The 22,695-nt window shown below is 65.9% G+C and carries 24 protein-coding genes and 1 pseudogene; 23 read left to right on the forward strand and 2 right to left on the reverse strand.

Annotation, left to right across the window (positions count from 1 at the left end; translation table 11 throughout):
• Positions 1-250: 250 nt before the first annotated feature.
• The 3 genes from ACLARN_RS29495 (at position 251) to ACLARN_RS29505 (ending at position 5,305) form a co-directional block, all read left to right on the forward strand.
• Complete coding sequence (locus ACLARN_RS29495) at positions 251-1,609, forward strand: helix-turn-helix domain-containing protein (protein ID WP_409494730.1); 1,359 nt, start codon at positions 251-253, stop codon at positions 1,607-1,609.
• Positions 1,606-2,457, forward strand: coding sequence for a class I SAM-dependent methyltransferase (locus ACLARN_RS29500; RefSeq protein WP_409494731.1), 852 nt, complete (start codon positions 1,606-1,608; stop codon positions 2,455-2,457). Before ACLARN_RS29495 ends, ACLARN_RS29500 begins: the two co-directional genes overlap by 4 nt.
• 175 nt (positions 2,458-2,632) lie before the next feature.
• Positions 2,633-5,305, forward strand: coding sequence for an MFS transporter (locus ACLARN_RS29505; RefSeq protein WP_409494732.1), 2,673 nt, complete (start codon positions 2,633-2,635; stop codon positions 5,303-5,305).
• Here ACLARN_RS29505 and ACLARN_RS29510 read toward each other — a convergent pair.
• Positions 5,302-5,685 carry a winged helix-turn-helix transcriptional regulator gene (locus ACLARN_RS29510; protein WP_240600638.1) on the reverse strand — a complete coding sequence of 128 codons (384 nt, stop codon included), beginning with the start codon at positions 5,683-5,685 and terminating at the stop codon, positions 5,302-5,304. The two genes, ACLARN_RS29505 and ACLARN_RS29510, sit on opposite strands and share 4 nt — an antisense overlap.
• A 289-nt stretch (positions 5,686-5,974) precedes the next feature.
• On the opposite strand from ACLARN_RS29510, the gene ACLARN_RS29515 reads away from it, so the two are divergent.
• The 15 genes from ACLARN_RS29515 to ACLARN_RS29585 all read left to right on the forward strand — a co-directional run bounded on the left by ACLARN_RS29515 (position 5,975) and on the right by ACLARN_RS29585 (position 18,596).
• A complete protein-coding gene (locus tag ACLARN_RS29515; protein ID WP_409494733.1) occupies positions 5,975-6,142 on the forward strand; it encodes a hypothetical protein in 168 nt (55 codons plus the stop codon).
• Complete coding sequence (locus ACLARN_RS29520; RefSeq protein ID WP_409494734.1) at positions 6,139-6,798, forward strand: SAF domain-containing protein; 660 nt, start codon at positions 6,139-6,141, stop codon at positions 6,796-6,798. The genes ACLARN_RS29515 and ACLARN_RS29520 overlap by 4 nt, the downstream gene beginning before the upstream one ends.
• A gap of 139 nt (positions 6,799-6,937) precedes the next feature.
• On the forward strand, positions 6,938-7,372 hold the full coding sequence (locus ACLARN_RS29525) for a hypothetical protein (RefSeq protein WP_409494735.1): 435 nt from the start codon (positions 6,938-6,940) through the stop codon (positions 7,370-7,372).
• A complete protein-coding gene (locus ACLARN_RS29530) occupies positions 7,366-8,262 on the forward strand; it encodes a hypothetical protein (RefSeq protein ID WP_409494736.1) in 897 nt (298 codons plus the stop codon). The genes ACLARN_RS29525 and ACLARN_RS29530 overlap by 7 nt, the downstream gene beginning before the upstream one ends.
• Positions 8,255-8,896, forward strand: coding sequence for a flagellar biosynthesis protein FlgA (locus tag ACLARN_RS29535; RefSeq protein ID WP_409494737.1), 642 nt, complete (start codon positions 8,255-8,257; stop codon positions 8,894-8,896). The genes ACLARN_RS29530 and ACLARN_RS29535 overlap by 8 nt, the downstream gene beginning before the upstream one ends.
• An 893-nt stretch (positions 8,897-9,789) precedes the next feature.
• Entirely contained in the window at positions 9,790-11,130 is a 1,341-nt protein-coding gene (locus ACLARN_RS29540) for a CpaF family protein (protein WP_409494738.1), read from the forward strand.
• Positions 11,123-11,977 (forward strand): type II secretion system F family protein, encoded by an 855-nt coding sequence (locus ACLARN_RS29545; protein WP_409494739.1) that lies wholly within the window; start codon positions 11,123-11,125, stop codon positions 11,975-11,977. The genes ACLARN_RS29540 and ACLARN_RS29545 overlap by 8 nt, the downstream gene beginning before the upstream one ends.
• Positions 11,974-12,840 (forward strand): type II secretion system protein, encoded by an 867-nt coding sequence (locus ACLARN_RS29550; RefSeq protein ID WP_409494740.1) that lies wholly within the window; start codon positions 11,974-11,976, stop codon positions 12,838-12,840. The genes ACLARN_RS29545 and ACLARN_RS29550 overlap by 4 nt, the downstream gene beginning before the upstream one ends.
• Positions 12,841-12,856: 16 nt before the next feature.
• The gene (locus ACLARN_RS29555; protein WP_409494741.1) at positions 12,857-13,075 is read left to right on the forward strand and encodes a hypothetical protein; all 219 of its coding nucleotides are present in this window, start codon (positions 12,857-12,859) and stop codon (positions 13,073-13,075) included.
• Positions 13,072-13,467, forward strand: coding sequence for a hypothetical protein (locus ACLARN_RS29560; protein ID WP_409494742.1), 396 nt, complete (start codon positions 13,072-13,074; stop codon positions 13,465-13,467). The genes ACLARN_RS29555 and ACLARN_RS29560 overlap by 4 nt, the downstream gene beginning before the upstream one ends.
• On the forward strand, positions 13,464-13,877 hold the full coding sequence (locus tag ACLARN_RS29565) for a hypothetical protein (RefSeq protein ID WP_409494743.1): 414 nt from the start codon (positions 13,464-13,466) through the stop codon (positions 13,875-13,877). Before ACLARN_RS29560 ends, ACLARN_RS29565 begins: the two co-directional genes overlap by 4 nt.
• Entirely contained in the window at positions 13,874-14,278 is a 405-nt protein-coding gene (locus tag ACLARN_RS29570) for a pilus assembly protein TadG-related protein (protein WP_409494744.1), read from the forward strand. The genes ACLARN_RS29565 and ACLARN_RS29570 overlap by 4 nt, the downstream gene beginning before the upstream one ends.
• A gap of 334 nt (positions 14,279-14,612) precedes the next feature.
• Positions 14,613-16,997: a LysM peptidoglycan-binding domain-containing protein gene (locus ACLARN_RS29575; RefSeq protein ID WP_409494745.1), complete on the forward strand. Its 2,385-nt coding sequence runs from the start codon at positions 14,613-14,615 to the stop codon at positions 16,995-16,997.
• A 48-nt stretch (positions 16,998-17,045) separates the two neighbouring features.
• Positions 17,046-17,279, forward strand: a complete 234-nt coding sequence (locus tag ACLARN_RS29580) for a hypothetical protein (protein ID WP_409494746.1) — start codon at positions 17,046-17,048, stop codon at positions 17,277-17,279.
• A gap of 9 nt (positions 17,280-17,288) precedes the next feature.
• Positions 17,289-18,596, forward strand: a complete 1,308-nt coding sequence (locus ACLARN_RS29585; protein WP_409494747.1) for an IS256 family transposase — start codon at positions 17,289-17,291, stop codon at positions 18,594-18,596.
• Positions 18,597-18,821: 225 nt separating this feature from the next.
• Here the strand turns inward: ACLARN_RS29585 and ACLARN_RS29590 are convergent, their stop codons facing one another.
• Positions 18,822-19,436 carry a TetR/AcrR family transcriptional regulator gene (locus tag ACLARN_RS29590; protein WP_409494748.1) on the reverse strand — a complete coding sequence of 205 codons (615 nt, stop codon included), beginning with the start codon at positions 19,434-19,436 and terminating at the stop codon, positions 18,822-18,824.
• Positions 19,437-19,542: 106 nt separating this feature from the next.
• Between ACLARN_RS29590 and ACLARN_RS29595 the strand changes: the two genes are divergently transcribed.
• The 5 genes and pseudogenes from ACLARN_RS29595 (at position 19,543) to ACLARN_RS29615 (ending at position 22,629) form a co-directional block, all read left to right on the forward strand.
• Positions 19,543-19,965: an ester cyclase gene (locus tag ACLARN_RS29595; protein WP_409494749.1), complete on the forward strand. Its 423-nt coding sequence runs from the start codon at positions 19,543-19,545 to the stop codon at positions 19,963-19,965.
• Positions 19,966-20,051: 86 nt separating this feature from the next.
• Positions 20,052-20,513 (forward strand): annotated as a pseudogene (locus tag ACLARN_RS29600) (IS701 family transposase); the annotation flags it as partial.
• A 613-nt stretch (positions 20,514-21,126) separates the two neighbouring features.
• Positions 21,127-21,318, forward strand: a complete 192-nt coding sequence (locus ACLARN_RS29605) for a hypothetical protein (protein ID WP_409494750.1) — start codon at positions 21,127-21,129, stop codon at positions 21,316-21,318.
• A gap of 133 nt (positions 21,319-21,451) precedes the next feature.
• Positions 21,452-22,087 (forward strand): LGFP repeat-containing protein, encoded by a 636-nt coding sequence (locus ACLARN_RS29610; RefSeq protein WP_409494751.1) that lies wholly within the window; start codon positions 21,452-21,454, stop codon positions 22,085-22,087.
• Positions 22,088-22,152: 65 nt separating this feature from the next.
• The gene (locus ACLARN_RS29615) at positions 22,153-22,629 is read left to right on the forward strand and encodes a peptidase inhibitor family I36 protein (RefSeq protein WP_409494752.1); all 477 of its coding nucleotides are present in this window, start codon (positions 22,153-22,155) and stop codon (positions 22,627-22,629) included.
• The last annotated feature ends 66 nt before the right edge of the window (positions 22,630-22,695 follow it).

A 22,695-nucleotide genomic window follows, 5' to 3' on the forward strand; every position in this document is an offset into this window, starting at 1 on the left:
ATACAACTGGACGGGTTCAGGATCCTGCGATGGGTTGGCTCGCGATTTGGTCAGCCAGAACGGCAGCCGACGTTTCGAGTCGTGGCGCTTCGAGCTCTTGCAGACGGTTGTCGTCATTACTGACCTCCGGACGCGAGTGGATTCCTGGGCTGTCACCACTCTGGCGTGACCGGCTATAGTTACGTAACGGGGTAACGTCGCTACGTTTGATATTTACCCTCATTTACCCCCTGGCAGAGCCGGAGACCACATGGCCGACGAGAGTGTCACCGCGAAGACGGCGCACGCCCGTCTCGCTGGGGAGATCAAGCGGCTCCGGAGTGCGGCCGACTTGAGTCAGTCCGGCTTGGGTGAGCGGGTGGGGTACACCCGGAACTACGTTTCCATGGCCGAGCGGGCCGGTGGGAATCTTCCGTCGCAGAACCTCGTCGAGGCACTCGATCAGGCCCTTGGTGCCGCAGGGCGGCTGTGCGCGCTTTGGCGCGAAGCCAAGGAGGAGCAACTGGCTCGTCGTCGCCTGGGGAGAGCTACGGTCCTGAGCAGTTCTCCGCTATCGACCGAAGGGGTTGAAGATGCAGAGCTCAGCCGGCACGCCGTCGCCGAGGACGCGCGCGATGCCGCGCGGACTGCGCGCATGATCGCGTCTTCGGGAACGACGAACGAGGCCGTCGAACAGTTCGACTCCGAGATCCGCAGGATCGCCGCGGCTTACATCTCCCGGCCGCTGGTCGACGTCTTCGGCGAAATTCGGGAACTACGCCAAGAGGTCTTCCGACTGCTCGACAGCAACCGGATCCCGAACCAGCTTCGTGACCTCTATCTGCACGCGAGCAGGCTCGGCGGCTTGCAGGCACACGTGTCGCTGGACCTCGGCGACTACCGCGCCGCCGACATCCACGCCCAGACCGCGTGGCTGTACGCCAAGCTCGCCGGACATCAGGACATGCTCGGCTGGATCAAGGCGCTCCAGAGCCTGATCGCCTACTGGGATGACCGGCTCGAGGACGCTGTCGAACGGGCACAGGAAGGTGCTTTGTTCCGGCCGCGTGGAACGACTGGAGCTCGTCTGGCGAGTCTCGAAGCGCGGGCCTGCGCGGCGCGCGGTGACGAACAAGGAACGCTGACCGCGCTCGATGTCGCAGAGAACGCTCGCGCCGACGCGACGATGGAGGAGTACTCCGGCGTCTTCACCTTTCCCGCGGTGAAGCAGTCGGTGTACGCCGGAACCACGCTGCTGACCTTGGAGAGCAGTCCGGCACTGGCGAAACAGGCCATCGGAAAGTCGCAGTTCGCGCTTGACGTCTACCAGGCGGCGGCCCCCGCCGATCGTTCCGCGGGAGACATCTTCGCTGCCCGGCTCGATCTGGCTGGCGCACACATGGTCCTGGGCGATCTGGACGCCACGCAGTCATTCCTGGTTCCCGTTCTCGCCGCGCCTCAGGTGCGCCGAACGGCCAGCATCGTCAAGAGGGCCCGCGACATCGGAGATCGATTGAGCTCCACGAAGTACCTCACAACGGCTCGCGCCAAAGGGCTGCGCAACGAGATCCGGGAGTTCTGCGCGCCGCCACCCGCCCTGCCACCGGGATCGACGGTGGTCACGAAGTGACGTCACGACCTGAGGGCGTGGACACGACGAGCCGTGCCAAGCTCGCTGGAAGTGCGTATAAGGACGAGGCCGATCTCGCCGCACGGCAGTCGCTGTACAGCTGGCAGCAGCCGCGTTACGACCTGCCCGGCATCGTCCTCGAACATCTGCCGCCATCGGCGACGAGCGTGCTCGACCTGGGCTGTGGGAACGGGAAGTTCCTCGACCGCATCCGTCGTGAGCGTCCGCAGGCGCTCGTCATCGGAGCTGACATCTCGCCGGGGATCCTGGCGCCCTTGCCACCGCCGACCGTGGCGGCTGACGCGGCGGCGCTGCCCTTCGCGTCTGGACGGTTCGACGTCGTCCTGGCGCTGCACATGCTGTACCACGTCGCCGATCTGCCCGCGGCACTCGAAGAGATCCGCCGGACGCTCGTTCCCGGCGGCCTCGTGTTCGTCTCGACGAACGCGCACAGCGACAAGGTCGAGCTGGACGACCTCTGGTCAACGGCCGCCGGCGACGTCCTCGGCATCGACAACGGGCCGAGGCGGGTGGCGCTCAGCGAGCGGTTCGCGCTCGAAGACGCGCCTCGCCTCCTCGAGCCATACTTCGAGCAGGTCACCGCGGTCGATCTTCCCGGCGTGATCACCGTCCGCGAACCCGCCCCTGTGGTCGCGCACCTCCGTTCCTATCGGGCTTGGGCCGACGAGGGCGGCGTCCCGTTCGACGCGACGATCGATCGTGCACATGAGCTGCTCGTCCGGCACATCGACCGGCACGGCGAGTTCGCGATCTCCTGCCGCGGCGGTGTCATCATCGCTCGAAAGTCCCTCTGGCCAGGCAACTCACAAGTTGATCACCTTGAGTAGTCAGGTACTACAAACGGGCGAAAAGTCGCTGATCGTGGTCACCTGACGACACACCGGGCATACCGTGAGTTTCGGGAGAGGGACGAACGACCCGGCATGGTCAGTCCGGCGGGAGCGTGACCGCGCTACCGCATGCTGAGTTGTCGCCTGGGAGTTGCGTGTAGGGGGAACGGATATGGCGGAGCGCCGCCGTGCCGGCTTTGCCGTGCCATTGCGAAACCCGGAATTCCGGGCGCTTTGGGTCGCCGAGTTGCTGTCGATCGGCGGCGACCAGATCGCCCGGGTCGCGTTGTCGTTGTTGGTGTTCAAGGAGACCTCGTCTGCGGCGTTGACCGCGTTGACGTACGCCTTGACCTTCATCCCATCCGTGCTCGGCGGCTTCCTGCTGTCCGGTCTCGCCGACCGCTATCCACGGCGAGCGATCCTTGTCGTCACCGACGTCGTTCGCGCGGTCCTCGCTGCGGCGATGGCGTTGCCAGGGCTGCCGCTGCCTGTGCTGTGGGCGTGTGTCGCGGTGCTCAGCGCGGCGGCGGGCCCGTTCAAAGCGGCGCAGTCAGCGTTGCTGCCGCAGGTCCTCGGACGCGAGGACTTCCCGGCCGGGCTTGCACTGCGGCAGTTCACCGGTCAGGTCGCTCAGGTGGTCGCTTTCGGATCCGGCGGGCTCGTGCTGACGCTGATCGAACCGCATCTTGGAATGCTGGTGAATGCGGGCACCTTCGTGCTGAGCGCCGTGATCATCCTTAAGGGCGTGTCGTCGAGGTCGGTCAGCCGAACCGACACCGAGCAAGAGAAGCCAGCGCAAGCGCCTGCCCGAACGTGGTTCCTGCTTTACGCCCTGGTCCTGCTGGTGGGCGTCTACGTCGTGCCCGAGGGCTTGGCGGTGCCGTATGGACACGCGCTGGGGATCTCCGCCTTCGGCATCGGTTTGCTGCTTGCTGCTGACCCGTTGGGGAGCGCCATCGGCGCCTGGCTCACGACGCGGTTTCACTTGCCCGCTACGCCGCTCACCGCGCTGCTGTTCGCGGTGGTGGCCGGCCTGCCTCTCGCTGCCTGCGTCTCCGAACCGGGGGTAGTTGCTTCGATCGTCCTTTGGGCCGCGTCCGGCGCTGTCTCGACCGCCTTTCTCATCCAGGTGCAGACCGTTGTCGTCGATCTGGTGCCGGACGCCCGTCGCGGGGGAGTGATGGGTCGGATGTCGACGTGCCTGCAGTGTTCGCAGGGCATCGCGATCCTGGGCGGAGGGCTGGCCGCCCAGCAGTTCGGGCCGTTCAGAGCCGTTGCCGCCGCGGGCGCCGTCGCGATCGGCGTGGCGGCGGGGATCAGCGTGCTGTGGGCCCTGACCCGCTCCCGGCGGCGAGCCGGGAGCGAGCGTGGTTCAGCGAATGAGGACGCGCGAGATCACCAGTCCTTGTTGGTCATCGATGAACCCTCCTCCCAGCGAACGGACTGCCTGGACGGCCCACCCGCTGAGAACACCTCGACGACGGCGTCCGCCGGAGGACCGCCTGGGGACGCAAGCGACTTAAGTATGCAGGTCAGAGCCTCCAATGTGACCAGCGAGGCCTCCGGTGATACAGAACGTATTTGGAATGTCACACGGTGGAAGCTCTGGTCGCTGCAGGGACGGGTGATCGCCTTCGTTCTGGCAGTCGAGATCGCCGCGGTCGTCTTCACGCTTCTGCTGGACGAGTTCACGCCGGTGAGCCGATCTGATCTCTTCCGGTTCGGTGTCCTCGTGGTGCTCGGTCTCATCGCGGCGGAAGTGACCCGGGCTGTCGAGCAGATGCGGCGCCGGTTCTCCGATACACCGCACGTCAACATGAGTTCGGTCTGGACACTCGCGGCGGCCTTGCTGGTCACGCCGGCTTTGGCGGCGGCGACCGCGGTCATCCTCTATGGGCACATGTGGTGGCGCAGCTGGCGTCGAGTGTCCGGCATGTGCCTTTACCGGGTGGTGTTCAGCGCGAGCTCGGTGGTCGTCTCCTGTTGTTCGGCCATCGCGGTGGCCCGCTGGCTCCCCACTGTCCAAGCTCTCGAACGCATCGACGACGGCGCCCTGTTGGGTCTGGCCGTGGTAGTCGTCTGCTATTGGCTGGTGAACTCGACATTGGTCGCCGGGGTGATCGCGTTGTCGCCTGGCAGGCGGTCTATCGGGGCGCTGGTCGGCAGCTGGAGCGAGAACAGCCTCGAATTCGCGACGTTGTGTGTCGGGGTCCTGGTCACGTTGTTGATGGTCTGGCATCCGCTCGCGCTGGTCTTCGTCATGCTGCCGCTGTATGTGCTGACGCGCAGCGTTCTCGTTCGGCAGCTCGAAGCCGCCGCGACGACGGACAGGAAGACCGGCTTGCTCAACGCCGAGACGTGGAAGACTCTCGCGGAGAACGAGATGGCCAAAGCTCGGCATCACCATGCGCCGATCGGCGTGCTGATGATCGATGTCGACAAGTTCAAGTCGGTAAACGACACTTACGGACACATTGCCGGGGACAGGGTCCTGCGCGAGATCGCACAGGCGATCGTCGAAAACGTTCGGTCGTACGACATCGCCGCGCGCTTCGGAGGAGAAGAGTTCGTCGTTCTGCTGCCGAGCGCTGATACGGCGGCCTCGGTCGGCATCGCGGACCGTGTCTGCGAGGCGGTTCGCGGGATGAGGTTCGATGACGAATTGGGTGATTTACACCTTAGTGTCTCAATCGGCGTAGCTTCCTATCCGGAGGTGGGCGAAACCCTCAACGATGTGCTCGTGGCGGCGGACAACGTCCTGTTCGCGGCGAAGGACGCTGGGCGGGACAGGGTTCGTTCATTGATTCCGGACCCTCGCCGTACGGCATCCGCCAGGGCGGATTAAGCGCCTCGGCGGTCGGCTTCGTCGGCGTGGCGTTCTGCTTGGTAACCCTGAGCCCACTCGGCCAGCGGCCGGATGGCGCGGAGCAACGACCGTCCCGTCGGAGTGAGCACGTACGAAACTGTCGCGAAGTTGCCCGATTCGGCGTGCCGCTCGATGAGCCCGTCCTCGCGAGCACGCTGCAGGGTGTCGCTCAGCACTCGGTTCGAGAGCAAGCGGTCTCGGTCGGTGCGCTTCTCGACGTCGTTGATCGAGGCCAGCAATTCCTTGAACGGCGTCTCGCCGCGAGCAAGCCCGGCCAAGACTGCGACTGTCCACCTGCCTCTCAAAAGATCCAAGGCGGTCTGGACGCTGTGCCGGTACGGAATCTCCCACCCCTCCATACCGACCAGCTAACACGATTCGCTACGGCATGCGCGCGAGCAATTCTACTCATTCCTACACCCGGACGAGTGACAAAAGCCCTGATGAGCCAAGGCTCACCCGATGTTGACCTTGCCCTCACCGGGCCGGAAAGCGGTATTCCTGATTTGCCAGGAACGGACTGCCTGGCGACGCAGGAGAAAGAAACGAAGGCCGGCTGGACAACCTCCCCCGCCCGAGGAACTCGCAAGCGCTTCGGGCAGCTCCAGCCGGCCTTCGCCTTCAGACAGGTTCACGGAGGGAGGCCGGATGCCAGCCGAATACGTTCTCGACTGCGGTGATCGAACGAAGGTCCCTGCAGGCGAAGACGACGAAGAGCTGTTGAGCCGGTACGTCTGGTGCGATGAGTGCCGGATCTGGCGGCGCGTCATCGAGCAGGTGGATCCCGCCGATCTGGATGCCGAGGTCGGAAGATGACCGTCACCGATTTCACCGAGCGTCTGAAGAAGGCTCGACGACGCGTATCCCATCCGGAGCCGCCATCGAAGCGCTCGTCGCGTTGGCTCAACCTCGCCACGGTGGTCGTCGCTCTGGTGTTCGTTCTGGTCATCGTCCATCTCGTCGCTGTCCTCAGAGACAGGACAGTGCCCGCGCTTGTGCTGGCCAGGGATGTCGGCGCGAGTCAGCCGTTCACCGAATCAGACCTGGCCACTGTCGACCTGGTCCCTGACCACGACGTCCGCTTCGTCCGAGCGTCCGACCGAGCCGCTGTGATCGGCCGGGCGCCGGCCGTCGGCCTTCAGAAGGGGACGCTCCTCGCCGCGGCCAGCCTCATACCGGAGGGGGTGCCGGGACCTGGGTTTCAGCTGGTTGGCCTGCGCGCGGAAGCCGGCCACCGACCGAGTCAGCCCCTTTGGCCGCATGCGCAAGTCTGCGTGACTGTATTGCCGCAGGCACAGCCCTGCAACCCGCCATCGCCGGTGGGCAACGCGTTCTTCGCCCGGGTCGCCGGAGTCGGTTCACCGGACTCTTCCGGGGCGGTCGTCATCGACGTGATCGTCGATTCAGAACACCTCGGCCCGGCTCTGGCCGCGGCAAGCGGTTCCGTGATCATCAGCCTCAGGGGAGCGTGACATGAAGTCCAAGCTCTTGATCGCCTTGCTCATCGCGGCCACTACGGCCGCGTGCAGCGAGGGTGGAAGTCCGCCTTCCACCGCGCCAGCCGCACCTCCGGTACCCCCAACATCAAGCCAAGTCCCGACAGCCGAGGACGTGGCGAAGCAGAAAGCGCTCGAGGCTTACGAAGGTTACTGGCGCGTCAGCACTGCCGCGGAGAAGGCGCCTCAGTCGAAGGACTGGCGTTCGGCTCTGGGCGAGTACCTCGTCGACCCGGAGCTGACGCGCCACCTCGCGGAAATCCAGAACCTGGCCTCCGTGCCGTCGCATATGGAGGGTGACTACCGGCGTTCCCCGGCGGTGGCAGCGGTGTCGCTCGACGAGCGCGACCCGCGGATCAAGATCACCGACTGCCTGGACCGGACTGGACTCCACCTGATCAGCGACAAACCGGGCGAGCAGGGGCGGGTTCTCGACAACCCGGACCAGCCGCGACGGTACGAGTTCCGTGCCGAGGTCGTCCGGTACGCCAGCCTGAACGACCGGTGGCTGGTCCAGGTCGTCGAAGCCGCCTTGGAGAAGCCATGCTGACGAAGACGATCGGCTCGGCGCTGCTGGTGACCGCGATGGTCAGCCCGGCGGCGGCCTGGGCCGGCCCGGCGCCAGGCCCAGGCGGTTGCCAATCCTCGGGCGTGCGCGGGACCTGCTGGGTCGGTGCGACGGACCCCGGCCGGCCAGGCCGCGAGGGAGGCCAGCCGGGGACCGGACCAGCCAGCCCGGGAAAGCGCAGCGGACCTGCTCCGCAATGCGTTCCGATGGCGATCCCCCAGCCGGCGAGCGGCGACCCGATGTGGGCGGGAAACGACGCGTCGAAGGGGCGGCTGGTCGTGATGATCTGCGGCGTCGGCGGGCCCGGCGGTGGGTATCCCGGCGACGCTCGGGTGGCTTACGTGCCCAACGGATCCGAGCCCCCCGCTGTCCCGCAGGTTTCGCCCGCCGAACTCGCTCGGCAGGCGATCGACCAGATGGGACTGTCCGCGCCCGACATCAGGCTGGCGCCGCCCGCCGATTCGCCGCACGGAGCCACGATCGGCTTTCCGGTGTGGATGTGGAGCGCACGAAGCGACGCCACCACCGGTCCGGTCACTCGGACGGCAACCGCCGGAACCGTCAGCGTGACGGCCACTGCCAAGCTCACTCGCATCACCTGGTCGATGGGCGACGGCGCGACGAAAGCTTGCGCTGGACCGGGCACGCCGTTCACCGAGGACAGAGCTGGCCTTGCGTCACCTGACTGCGGGCACGTCTACCTGACGAAGGCCCCTTCCGGCGCCTTCCCCATCGCCGCGACCGGCCACTGGGAGATCAGCTGGTCCGGCGGCGGGATGTCCGATTCCGAGGCGATGGACCTGACATCGAGCGCCAGGTTGCCCGTCCGCGAAATCCGCACGCTGAACTCCGGGGAGGACGGCCATGAATGACCCGGCTCAACTCGAGAAGTCACCGCTCGCGCCTGAGGTCCGCCCACTTCGGCGGCGCCCCTCGAAGCTCCTGATCCTCGTGGGGCTCGTACTGGCTGCGCTGTGCGCGACCGGGACCGTGTTCATCTACCGGAACGTCGACACGACGATCGCCGCGGTAGGTATCGCCGCTCCTGTCCGATACGGGCGGGTCGTCCTCGACAGCTCCGTGCGCGAGGTCCAGGTCCGACCTGATCCTGGCCTCACACCAGTCCTTTGGAAGGACCGGTCGCAGTTCATCGGGCGGAAGGCCACGACGAATCTCTGGCCGGGGAGCGTGCTGACCGCGCAGGCGGTCGGAGGTGAGCTCCCGCCAAGGCCGGGAGAACAACTGCTGGGTATCGCCGTCAAGCCGGCTCAGCTCCCGGCGACTCCGCTGGAGCCGTTAAAGCCTGTTCTCCTCGTTCCTTCTGGCCAGGGCGGCACAGTGACCGAAACCTGGGAGCCGGTGCAAGGGACAGTCGTTCGCGTGGGGGAGCGGGATCAGACCGGACTTCGAGTTGTCGATGTCGTCGTGGCCGAGCACCAGGGCCCGAAGCTCGCGACCAAGGGATCCGTGGGCACGGTCGCGATCGTTCTGCTGCCGGGGAGGTGAGCGAACCATGCTGATCACATTCACTTCCCTACGCGGAAGTCCGGGAACGTCGGCCGCGACGCTGGCCTTGACGTGGGCATGGCCGCGGCACGCTGTCGCCGCGGAGTGCGATCCGTCCGGCGGCCAGGCGCTCGCGGTGTTCGACCCGGGCGGTTCCCTCGGCCACCGAGGGATGTTCGAGGCGATGCTGGCCGCGCGGACGATGCCGTTGCCGCAGGCGTTGTGGCAGCAGGCGATCACGCTGCCGGACGGCACCGGACGACACTTTCTCCTGCCTGGGCCGCAAACGACTCGGATTGCGGAAAGCCTGCAATGGCAGCGACTGGCGCTGGCATTCCGGACCTGGGAGTCGGTCGACGTCCTGGCGGATTGTGGTCGGCTCCGTTCTCGCGGTATGCCGCATGCTGTCCTGGGGAACGCAGACCTGACGGTGCTGGTCGTACGCAACGACCGGCATTCGCTCCGAGCTCTGTCGTCCTCTGTGGACTTGATTCGCGAGGAGATCGGCCTACTCGGTACAGCGGACGACGGCTTGGTGGTCGTTGTTGCGGCTACTCCCACTGGGTTTCCACTCAAGGAGGTCGAGAGGCAGTTCGCGAAACTCGGTCTTCCGGTTGTCGGTGAGATGCCGTGGGATCCGTCTGCCGCCACGCAGTTCACTGACACCTTTAGGCCAAGCAAACGCTTCGAGACCTCGTCGTTGCTTGAAACGTCCCGGAAGCTCGCGTTCGAAATCGGCAAGCGAGCCTTCACTCGGTCGCGAAGGCTTCGAGGGCGGGCGATCCTTGAGCAGGCACCCGCCAGGCAAGAGAGGCCACGACGTGAGCTCGTGCGGAGGCCGCCCCCGCCATCGATTCCGCGGCCAGCCGCCTCTGCTGGGGGAGGAGACCGGCATGTTGGTTGAGCAGGACTTCGCCGGAGCGGACGAACTTGTCGATCGTGTCCAACAGGCTCTCGCGAAGCAAGTTGAAGAAGAGATGGCACGCCGTAGTGAGCCGGAATCAGGAGGCTTCGAGCGTGCGCTCGCAGGAAAGCTGATCGACGAGGTTCTCTCGGCTGCGATCAAGGAGTGGGCTGGCCAAGGCAGGCCGTTCCTTGACCCTGGCAAGGAGTGGTTCGTCAAGCAGGCCGTGATGGCGGAGATGTTCGGCCTGGGACGCCTGGAGCCGCTCCTGGCGGACGAGGGCGTCGAGAACATCGACATCATCGGCAACGAGCCCGTTTGGCTGTCCTATGCGGACGGCACCGTCATGCGTGCACCCCGGATCGCGCCGACCGATGAAGCCTTGCTTCGCTGGTTACAGCGTCTGGCCGCCCGCCACGGCCGGACCGAACGCTCCATCAACAGCACGTCACCGCTGCTGAACATGGAACTACCTGGCGGGGAGCGCCTGGCCGCCACCATTGAAGTCAGCGACCGCCCGCACGTCTCCATCAGACGGCACCGGCTGGCCAAGACCGGGCTGGCAGACCTCCAGAAGCGGGGGATGATCTCGACGGCGCAGCTCGCACTCTTGCGCGCGGCGGTGCGAGCGGAGAAGAACATCGTCGTCTGCGGCAGGCAACGGGCGGGGAAGACGACACTCCTGCGGGCCCTCTGCTGGGAGATCCCTCCGGACGAACGGTTTGCGACACTGGAGACCGAGTTCGAACTCGGCCTGCACCGGCATCGTGATCGCTTTCCCGCCGTCGTCGCGTTCGAAGAACGGATCGGTAATTCGGAGCGGTCCGGCAGCACCGTCGCCGACCTGTCGCACTTGGTCTGGCAGTCGCTGCGCATGCACACCACGCGCACGATCGTGGGCGAGGTCCGCGGCCGCGAGATCATTCCGATGCTCGATGCGCTTTCGACGGGCGGATCGGGCTCACTCTCCACGCTGCACGCGCGGAACGCGGGGGACGCCATCAACCGGATGGCCCGTCTCTGCCTTGAGGGGAACTCTGCGTGGACTCCCGAGCTGGCGCACGAAACGGTGGCACATGCGATCGATCTCATCGTGCACGTCGAGCTCGTCGCCGACGGAAGCAGCCTCGATCGCTACGTCGCCGAGATCGTCTCCGTCGAGGCCGGCGAGTACGGGCGACCTGCACGGACCTACCTCTTCCAACGTGCTGCAGGTCGTCGTTCGGTGCCGACTGGGAATCTGCCGACCGACATCGAGGACTACGAGCGCGCCGGATTTGACCGGAACTGGCTGACCTGTGGCAGCGATGGGGAGTGGGCCCATGTCTGAACTCGTCCTCGTTCTGCTCGGTGCCGGTCTCATCGGCGGCCTGGCCCTCATCGTCGCCGGAGCGTTCGGTGTCGGCCGACGGCGAAGGCTCGTTTTCCAGCCGAAGGTACTTCGGCGGCCTCGTGGCCTGCGTTGGCGAGGACCGCTCGCGCTGTCAGCGGGCGCTCTGGTCTGGCTTGTCTCCGGCTGGCCGATCGCCGGGGTGGCCATCACGGTCTTCATCGTCTTCCTGCCGTGGCTTTTCTCAGCGGGGGCGATCGCCAAGCAGCGCATCGAGCGACTGGAAGCCCTGGAAACCTGGCTGCGACGTCTCTGCGACGTTATGGCCGCGGGCAACACGGGGCTCGTCAGCGCCATACAGAGCTCCACGCGCGAAGCGCCTGAATGCCTCGCCCGCGAGCTGACCACGCTGGCCTATCGCCTGCGGACCTGGGACGTGCAGGAAGCCCTGCTCGAGTTCGCCGACGACATCGACGACCAGATCGGGGATGCCGCGGTGGCAGGCCTCTGCGTCGCACACCGCCAAGGCTCAGGGGTCGCCGATCTGCTGCGTGCGCTCGCTCGCCAGGTTGCGGAGGACATCGTCGCTCGCCGAATGGCGGAATCCGAACGGGCCCGGAGGAGGTCTACCGCGCGGGTCCTGCTCGGCATCTGGGCGGCGATGTTCGTGGGGATCGCGCTTTTCGGTAGCTCGATGTACACCTCGGCCTACGCCACACCGGTTGGTCAGATTGTCCTGGCTGTGGTGCTCGGGTTGGTCGGTGCATCCGCGGTATGGCTGCGCCAGTTGGGCCTCGAGCCGCCGGCCGCCCGGTTCTTCTCCGAACGGTCTCGGCGGCGGACATGAGCACGCTCGGCCAACTCATACTGCTGGCGCTGGGGATCGCCGGTGGCACGACACTGGTCGTCGCGGCATACGTGCCCGGACGTCTCCGGCTCAGCGATGTCCTGAACGGTCCGCCTGTCGTCTCGGACAGCTCGTCGCTGAATCCAGCCTTCCGAGCGGCGATCCGGCTCGCTGACCGCTGCGGAGCGCGGGCGCCGACCACAGACCTCGACCTTGTCGGCCAGACTCGCGAATCCTTCATGCTGAACCGCATCGGCTCCGCGTCGGCCGGAGCCCTGGCGGTTCCGCTGACGAGCGCTGCACTCGCGCTCCTCGGCACTGGGGCACCGGTGTTCCTGACGGGAGCGATGTCGCTGTGCGCGGCAGCATTCGGCTGGACGCTTCCGCGGCTCCTGCTGCGCGCCAAGGCGCAGAAGGCGCGGGCGGCGTTCCGAGGTGCCCTGGTCGCCTACGCGCACCTTGTCGCTCTCGGGCGTCTCGGCGACCGCGGTCCGGTCGAAGCGATGCGCTATCCGGCCTCGTTGGGTGATGGCTGGGCGTTTCACCGGATCCGGATGGCGATGAATGAAGCGTCCTTGCGCGGCCGGATGCCGTGGGAGGGTCTTGAGCGCCTTGCCGATGAGCTGGGTGTTCGGGAACTCAGGGATCTTGGCCACATCATCACCAGCGCGGGCGAGGGCGGAGCGAGCATCGCGGACACCTTGTGTTCGAAAGCGGCATCGATTGCCCAACAAGGCCTAGCGGATCAGAAGACCGGCTCGTCGATCCGTTCGGATCGGATGGACATGCCGATTGCCGTGATGGGCCTGGCGTTTATCGTCTTTCTAGCCTTCCCCGGCATCTTCACGATGCTCGGCACCTGAAACAGAGGAAAAGCCCATGTTCAAAACAGTGGTGGCCCGCCTGCAGTTCGCCGTACTCGTGATCGGATGCGTCTTGCAGAAGCGCGGAGCACAGTTCGCGCGCGAGGGTGAGCGCGGCGACGAAAACATCACCAAAGCAATCTACGCCGTACTCGGTCTCGTGCTGGCCACGGCGATCGCCGGAGCGGTCACGGCCTTCGTGAACGGCAAGCTGCCGCTGATCGGAGGGCAATGAACCTCCGACGCCGCGCCAACCGGCTGACTGGCGAGCGCGGCGACGAGAACGTGTCGGCACTCCTCTGCCTGGGCGCACTTCTCCTGGTCACCTGGGTTGTCCTGCAAGTCGTTGTGGTCTTCCTGGGGCGGAACGTGGCCTTGGAAGCGGCGCGGGATGGCGTCAACGCCGCGCGGTTGTCGCCCGTCGACGTGGTGGCCGCTGAGCAGTACGCACAGAACTACGTCAGCCGGGTGACCGGCAGCTGGCTGTCCAATGTGAACGCCGAAGCCACCAGCGACGGCCGGAACGTCACCGTCATCGTCACCGCCGAGGCCGCCTCACTCGTACCGTTCGCGCGGTTCTCGGTGAGCCAGCGTGCGTCGGGGCCGATCGAGCATTTGACGCCATGAAGCGCAGTGACCGTGGCGATGTGAACGTCGAAGTCGTGATCGGCATGTCGGCGTTGATCGTCCTTTTCGGACTCGCGCTGGTCGGAATGCGGGTCATCACCGCGGAATCCGCGGTGGACGAGGCGGCCCGCTCTGCCGCACGCGCGGCTTCCATCGCCCGTGACGGCCATGCCGCGGCGTCGGTAGCCGAGGTACGGGCGCGAGCTGTCATCGCTCAGCAGGGCTTGAACTGCGCCCAGCTCAACATCGCTGTCGATGCTCGAGACTTCGCCAAGCCGCTCGGCGAGACCGGCTACGTGATCGCCACCGTCAGCTGTGAGATCGCGTTCGGCGATCTCATGATCCCGGGCTCGCGACTAGCGGCTTCCGAGTTCCGATCACCGATCGATCGCTACGGAGCCCGCCGATGATCCGCTTGCGCGGTGAACGCGGCTCCGTCTCGGTGTGGCTGGTGGGGCTGAGTATTGCGCTGATCATCGCGATCGGGTGGGCGGTCGACGGCAGCCGCAAGGCCCAAGCCCATTCGGAGGCGACGTCGGTCGCCGAGGAAGCCGCGCGCGCAGCGGGGCAGGCGCTCCACGTTCAGGCTCTTGCCGCCGGTCAGGTCGCAGACGTCAACCCGCAGCAAGCCGTCGCTGAAGCGGAGCGCTACCTCGCGGCGACGGGCACTGCCGGAACCGTTTCTGTGGAGGGAAACCGGCTCGTCGTCGACACCACGATCGCCAGAACCACCATCTTCCTCAGCGTCATCGGAGTATCGGAGTTCTCCGTGCGCGGCCACGGCGCCGCCGATCTCGTCTCCGACGGATAGGAGCACCGCTATGAGAAGGTTCGCGCGAATCCTCCTCGGTGTCATGGGTCTCGCTCTGCTCATCGTCGGGCCGCCGCTCCTGCTGTGGACCTTCAGGTCGGTGTTCCTGCCAGACCACGTGCCGACCTTCCCTGAAGTCGTCGGCTGGATCACCGAGCAAGACACCGGTCAGGTGTTCCTTCTCGTGGTGGCGGCCGCCGGGGTGGTCGCCTGGTTGCAACTCGTCGTCGCCGTCATGCTCGAATGCGTCGCACTAGCGCGTGGAGTGGCTGCACCGCGACTGCCTGGATTCCGCTGGGCACAACGACTCGTAGCCGGTGTCCTCCTCGGACTGGTGGTCGGCACGACCGCCGCGGAGGCCTCGCAGCCTGCCGCCCCGGCTTCCATCGGCGCCCCGCAGGCCTCCGGACAGAGAAGCCACCAGATCGCGGATGAGGCCGATCCTCCGGTCGCTGGCGGGTACACAGTCGTGCCGGGCGACTCACTGATGACCATCGCGGCCGAGCAGCTCGGAGACGAGAGTCGCTACCAGGAGATCTTCGATCTGAACCAGGGCCGGCGTCAGGCAGACGGAGAGGCTCTCCGAAGCGTCGACCTGATCAAGCCCGGTTGGCGTCTCGCGCTGCCTGCCGGACCACAATGCGTCGAAGTCGTCGTCGGCGCTGGTGACACGCTGTCTCAGATCGCTCAGAGGCACCTCGGTTCGGCTGCTCGGTACGTCGAGATCTTCGAGTTCAACCGAGGTCGGCCGCTGTCTGGAGGCCGGATCCTGGACGACCCGGATCTGATCCATCCCGGCGATGTCCTTCAACTTCCCGGAGCGGCTACGCCTGCGCATGGTGGGGGAGCAGCATCTGGAGGCTCGGCTTCTGCGCAGGTCGCTCCACCTGGCTGTGGGCCCGAGCCAGAGCCTGCGCCGCCAGCTGCCCGGCCCCCGGAACCGAAGTCGCCTTCGCCGGAGCGAGCGCCAGCACCGACCCCTGCTCCGGCGCCCGTCGAAGTCGCCCCCACCAGCGACGACAGCGTCGTACCCCTCGTCGCCGTCGGGCTCGGAGGGCTTCTCGCCGCCGGCATTCTGGCGACCTTCGCCCGGCGCAGGATGCTCGCTCAACGACGGCGCCGTCCGCGACAGCGAATCCGCCGCCCACCGCCCACGGACCTGGAGACCGCGCTCAGGAAAGCCGAGGAACCCGCCACGGCCGAGGCTCTTGACGTCGCGCTACGCAGTCTTGCCTATCGCGTCCGAGAGGAGGGCACTTCGCCGCCGGTCGTCCGGTCCGCGGTGGTAGGCAGCCGTGGTGTGGTCCTGTATCCGCAGGAACAGAGCGAATCCTTCGCCGATTCGCTGGATGCCGACGAGCTGGACGGAGTCCCAGCGCCCTATCCGGCTCTTGTCACAGTCGGTCACGACCATCGCCGTGACCTTGTCATGGTCAATCTCGCAGAGATCGGCACGATCACACTCGACGGGGCCGCGGAACAAGTCGAGCCGGTCCTGTTGGCCATGGCCTGGGAGCTGGCGACATCAGCTTGGTGCGAGTCCGTCCCCGTGATATTGATCGGCTTCGGTCACGCAACCGCGGCGCACAACCCTGATCGCTTCCGTCACTTCATTTCGGCGGACGAGTTCTCTAAGGCAGGCGCGACATCCACGAGTGTGGTCCTGTCCGCTGAACCTTTCGATGTGGAGCAGCATGAGTGCCTCGCCGCCGTGGTTGCCCTAGGCGCGGCGGTCCCGGATGGCTGGACGCTCGATGCTTCCGCGAAGTCCACGTTGATCGACGATCTCGGCATCGAAATCGAGCTCCAGCGCCTCGCCGCCGATCAGGCGGAAGACCTCATCGCGACGCTCACTGCCGAGACCAACGCCGAGCAGGTCCCCGCAGACGACTACCCGAATGTTCCGTTCGAACCGTTGTCGGCGCAGGGACCCGAGCTGAGACTTCTCGGACCGGTCGGGCTGCACAACGTCGACCTGATGAAGGTCGAGGGCAAGAAGATCAACCGGCTCACCGAACTCGCCTCCTTCCTGCTCCTGCACCCCGGCGCGACGGCCGACGAAATCTCCCGACAGCTCGGAACGGACACCCGCCCCTGGTCCCCGGCGACCCGGCAGGGCTACATCTCCCGCCTGCGGACTTGGCTCGGCCACGACGAGAACGGTGACCTCTACCTCCCGAACATCGAAGCCAACGGAGGCGGCTACCGCCTGTCGAAGTCGATGAACAGTGACTGGAATCGGTTCCGGCAACTCGCCGGCCCCGGTCCGAACCGTGACGCCTCAGGTCGGCGGGCTCGGCTCGAAGCAGCACTCGAGCTCGTCATAGGCATGCCTTTCAGCAACATCGGGCCTGGTCGATACGCCTGGAACTCATGGCACCAACGAGAAATGATCGACGCCATCGTCGACGCCGCACACACCCTGGCCGAAATCTGCCAACAGGCCGGCGATCTACCAGCGGCACGCCGCGCGATCCTCCGAGGCCTCCTCGCCGAACCTGTCAGCGAACTCCTCTATCGAGACCTTCTCCAAGTAGAGCACCGAGCGGGAAACCTCGCCGCAGTGAAAGCCACCGCCGACAAGCTGGCCGATATCGCGGCCGCACTCGACGTCGACCTCGACGAGGAAACCGCCGCGCTCGTGGACACCCTGCTCGGCCCCGGTGAAGGCAGGCTCACCAGAGATTTACCTTGCACTCACCCGAATACGTCGCGATAGGCATGGTTTCGCCTTCGTTCGGAGGCGGAAGAGCCTTTAGGAGAAACCATGCCTGTCGCGACAAGAATTCTTCTCACTGGCCTGGTCTGCGCAGCCGCCGTGGGATTTGGTGGCGCCGAAGCGTCGGCATCGCCACGTGAAGAGCTCTATCAGTGCATCATCCAGGACAACACGCCGCTGTGGTACAACGGAGCCCTCCTCCGATTCACCAACAAAGGCCAGGGCCTGTACGACATTCTCGACTACGGCGATCTGAGGGGGACTGTAAAACGTTCGGTGTAACTCCCGATCATGGAAGTGCATCTGATGACCGACATGATGTCCGGCGTGGAGAACGCTGAGGGCTCGAAGTCCGAGACCGGTTTGGACGGGCTGGACGACCAACTTGTTGCGCAGCTGGTGGATCGTGCCAAGGCCGGTGGGCTGAAGCTGACCGGCGAGGGCGGGGTGCTGCAGCAGCTGACCAAGCGGCTGCTGGAGTCCGCCCTGGACGGCGAGATCACCGACCACCTGGGCTATGACAAGCACGACCCGGCCGGCCGTGGGACCGGTAACTCACGTAACGGCACCCGCTCCAAAACCGTGCTGACCGACGTGGGCCCGGTGCAGATCGACGTGCCCCGTGACCGGGACGCCAGCTTCGATCCGAAGATCGTCGCGAAGCGGCAGAAACGCCTGACTGGGGTCGATGAGATGGTGATTTCCTTGGCTGCCAAGGGATTGACCACCGGTGAGATCTCCGCGCACCTGGCCGAGGTTTATGGTGCCGAGGTGTCGCGGCAGACGATCTCCACCATCACCGATAAGGTGGTCGAGGGCATGGTCGAGTGGCAGAATCGGCCGCTGGACCCGGTTTATCCGGTGATCTTCATCGACGCGATCCACGTGAAGATCCGGGACGGCAAGGTCGCGAACCGGCCGATTTACGTCGCGTTGGCGGTGACCTGCGAGGGCCGCCGCGATATTTTAGGCTTGTGGGCCGGCGACGGCGGTGAAGGAGCCAAGTACTGGCTGCACGTGCTCACCGAACTGAAGAACCGTGGCGTGGCCGACGTGCTCATGGTCGTCTGCGACGGCCTGACCGGGCTGCCCGACGCGATCACCACGGTCTGGCCGCAGACGATCACTCAGACCTGCGTTGTCCACTTGCTGCGCACCAGTTTCCGCTACGCGGGCCGCCAGCATTGGGATCCGATCGCCAAGGCACTCAAACCGGTCTACACCGCGCCGACCGAGGCCGCCGCGCGCGAGCGGTTCGCCGAGTTCGCCGACACGTGGGGCAGCCGGTATCCGGCCATCATGCGATTGTGGGACAACGCCTGGGCCGAGTTCGTACCGTTCCTGGCCTTCGATCCGGAGATCCGCCGGGTGATCTGCTCCACCAACGCCATCGAGAGCGTCAACGCCCGCATCCGCCGCGCCGTCAAAGCCCGCGGGCACTTCCCCAACGAACAGGCCGCGCTCAAGTGCGTCTACATGGCGATCATGAGCCTGGACCCGACCGGCGCCGGCCGGAAACGCTGGACCATGCGCTGGAAACCAGCGTTGAACGCGTTCGAGATCGCCTTCGACGGCCGCCTGGCCGCCGGACGCAAGTAATTCCCCTTCAACCCGAGTTACACCGTTCGTTTGACAGACCCATCTGAGGATCTGGGCAACGCTCTGGGGAGGCACCACTTCGTACCAGATCGACCGCTGGAACGTCGGCTGGTGCTAGTACTCCAGTCGTAGATCGCGATCTTCATACCTGAGAGTGGCTCGCAGCAGCGGTCCAGAGCGCGTGTTTCGAGGACGCGGCGGAAGTCGGCGTCGTGCTTGCCGCTTTCAGCGGATGCTGTCGGCCGGTGTCGAGGGAGTGTCCGTGCCCTGTCTGATCAGGAGGACGAGTCGCTTTGCTTGACTGGCGTCGGTGGTGGTCAGGGCGATCCCGTTGGCCAGGGCGAGGAGTTCCGATGCGGTGAGGTCGGCGCGGACAGCACCGGCGTTTTGCGCCCGGGTCAGCAGTGCGGTCGCGGCTGTATGCATCGAGTGGTGCCAGCGGCCGAACAGCGCGGAGCGCTGACCGGTGCGGTCATCGGTGATCGACAGCGCCAGTTCCCGCTTGGCTGCCAGGTGTGCGATGAAATCCTGAAGCCAGCCGAAGAGGGCGTCGCCAGGAGGATCCTCGGCCAGTAGGGACTGGCTCCGGGTGCAGAGTTCGGCCACTTCCTCGGAGTAGACGGCGATGATCAGTTCGCGACGTGTCGGAAAGTGCCGATACATCGTGGCGTTGCCGACGCCGGCCCGGCGGGCGATGTCGTCAAGCGGGGCGTCGACGCCGTGGTCGTGGAAGACGCCCCTGGCCGCGGCCACGAGCAGGTCGTAGTTGCGCTGAGCGTCCGCGCGACGACGACGCTGGGGTTCCGAACGCGGCGCAGGTCCGGCGCTCTGCGATGGCATGACCCTCCTTGCTAATCGGGGACTTCCCCGGTTACGGTAGCCGAACACCGCAAACGGGGAACTCCCCACTTGCGGCCTCATGTATTCCCACCAGAGGAGACTCCGCATGCCACAGGGAGCAGAAGACACCGCGTATCCAGGGCCGGGAGAGATTCACCGGCGCTGCGTCGAGAGCTACGCGCAGATCCTGGAAGGCCGGCTCGAAGACGCGCTGAAGCTGATCGACCCCGAGGTCGTCGACCACCGGGGAGGCACCCAGGGCGATCACCGGGGACGCGAAGCCTGGCGACAAAAGTGGGAGCAGGCGAGCGCGGACAGCGCGTTCCACGACGTCTCGGTGACGATCGAGCAGAACGTCGTCTCCGGCGACACCTCCGTCAACCGGTACACCATCCGGAGCACCCACACGGACTCCGGCCGACGCTACGAAGTCCTCGGCTTGGACATGGTCTGCGTCCGCAACGGCCGAATCGTCGAGCACTGGGCCCTGATCGACGCCGACGCGATGCGCGACCAGTTGGGCCTGTGAAAGAACCTCCTGCCTCTGGCGGCCAGATGGTGACCGCCGGGCCCAACGGGAACCCCGCCCGATGGCAGGAGGCATTCGAGAACCTCATGGGCCGGGTTGCGGGTCGGTTCGCCCGGGTCGAACCCCGGCGCCGGATGAGAAAGTTGGTGCTCGGACTGCTGTCCGACCTGCCGCGCAAGAACTGCTGGACCATCGCCGAGTGGGCCGGCGACACGACGCCGGACGGCATGCAGCACCTGCTGGGCAGGGCCAAGTGGGATGCCGATCAGGTCCGCGACGACATACGCAGCTATGTGGTGGAGCACCTGCACGACGATCAGGCGGTGCTGGTCGTCGACGAGACGGGCGATGTGAAGAAGGGCACTGGCACGGTCGGCGTCCAGCGCCAGTACACCGGCACCGCCGGCCGGATCGAAAACTCCCAAGTCGCCGTCTACCTGGTCTACGCCGGTCAGCGCGGCCACGCCGCTGTGGACCGGGAACTCTACGTTCCGCGCTCCTGGACCTCCGACTCCGACCGCTGCCGCGCCGCGGGCCTTGCTGAGAAAACCACCTGGCCGCACTCGACGAGCACCAGGTCCGCCGCTACGCCTCCTGGTCCCGCTGGGTCACCCTCGCCATGCTCGCGCACGCCTTCCTCGCCGTCGTACGCGCAGACGAGCACACCCGCCCCACACCCGATGCCCTCATCCCGCTCACCTGCAACGAGATCCAGCGCCTGTTCATCACCCTCGTCGTCCGCCCCGTCCACGATGCCGCCCACCGGTTCGGTTGGTCCGACTGGCGGCGCCGCCACCAGGCCCGATCCCAGGCCAGCCACTACCGGCGACAAGCCACTTCGGCATGAAGATCACGATCTACGACTGGAGTACTAGGGACTACGTAGGGGACTTTCCGGCGTTCAACGCGGGAAAGTCCCCTAGCGCCAGGCGAAAGACACCTACAGTCACCTGACTGAATGGCCTGGCTCGTCAGTAGCCGACCACAAGGTGCATCTTGAGCGATGACTGTAACCGAGGCCAAGGGAGCTTTCCCGTGCTCGCATGCCACGTATGGTGACACGCAACTCGAGACGGCCTGGAAGATCATCGCCTCGTACCGGCTATGACCTCTTCCGTGTCAGGGAAGATCGAATCAGCGCTTGACCAGGCGTTTCCTCTGATGGCGGGCGCCGCTCGCACGAACGAGTTGACCGGTGAGGCGCACCGCGCTTTCGTCGGTGACCGGACGGACGAGCTGGGGCCTGTCTGGCTGGGCCACCGGTTGACCGATTCGGCTGACCAGTCCGTCCGCGATTTCGGGCGCCAGCTGGTGATGGACATGCTCGCGCGGGCCGGCGGATCGCGCTGGTGAAGACGACACGGGATCGCGAGGGGAACTTGAGGATGCCCGCGCGGCTCTCCGAGCGACGGTACGGATCGGTTCCGTACCGACGCGACTTGGTGCAGCCGCACTGAAGCCGGCGGCGTGACCTTGGAGGCCAAGGGTGTGCCCGGCCGCTTTCTTCGTCACCACACAGCCGGTTGTGGGCCGCCAACAACAGTGGCGCGAATGCGTTCGACGCGTCGGCACTGTACGCGAACGACCGGCTCTGGCGTGTCCACGGCGGCAACCCGAGTACGACGGCCATCCAGCGCCGCTGGCTGAACGCAGTCAGGTCCGCGCCCGGATCGGTGAGCCCATCTCGAACGAGAAGGTCGAGGGCGCGGTCCGCTACCGCGACTATCAGAATGGGCGTCTGACCTGGACCGAGGCGATCGGCGTGAAGCACATGGAAGGGCACATCTTCGCCAAGTATCTCCAGGAGGACGGGCTGCATCACTGGGCGTTCGGGGCACCCACTACCGACGAAACCTCCACCCCGGACGGAGTCGGCCGATTCAATCACTTCGCCGGTGGAGGCTCCATCTATTGGACGGTGGCCACCGGGCCGCACCTGATCTACGGCGGCATCAAGAAGCGGTGGCAAGAGCTCGGATGGGAACGTTCCTACCTCGGTTACCCCACGTCGGGCGAACTGGATGTGCCGGGCGGTCGTTGCAGCGACTTCCAGCACGGATCCATTTTCTACAACTCCGCGACCGGTGTCTCGACCGATAGGTCCGTCCGATGCAAGGCGTGACAGGCTGAGCCAGTCCCAGGAAACGGTGGACAGGGCATCCGGCCGCCTGGATCGCCCTGTCCGCTGTGGTCGTCGATGCGCCTTCGGCGGACGCCGCCACCGGGTACGACCGCTGCCACTCGGGTCATATGTGTCTCTTCGCGGAAGAGAACAGGCAGGGCGCGATGGCGTTCTTCGAAATCGGTTCGCCGGACCTGGCGTTGCAGAACTTCGACAACCGCACCAGGAGCTGGCGTAACCGGCATACGAGCTCATTCTGTATGTATGTCAACGTAAACTACGACAACAGTGCCGGTGCGGACACCTTCCAGCCGGGTACCTGGGGGCTTGCTTCGGCGCTGCCGAGCGCACGAATAAGCCACGGAGGTATCAGTCGTCCGGCCCGGGGGCTGACGGGTGCGCCCCTCGACATCGAGACTGTCGAGGACTGTCGCCTGGGTGGTGGACGGGTGGCAGGGGGTCGACGTGCCGCGCTAGTCGCATACAGTGATGTCACGGTTGCGCAGTACAATGATCACAATACGGTTATTGTAGAGCCGTGATAACAGCTGGTCGTACCTCTAGCACAAGGTGCAGGTTTCACGTCGCGCACCGGTTGTCGGAGGCGG

Origin of the sequence: Amycolatopsis sp. cmx-11-12, assembly GCF_046269425.1 — a bacterium.
In the GTDB taxonomy this organism is placed as follows: Bacteria; Actinomycetota; Actinomycetes; order Mycobacteriales; family Pseudonocardiaceae; genus Amycolatopsis.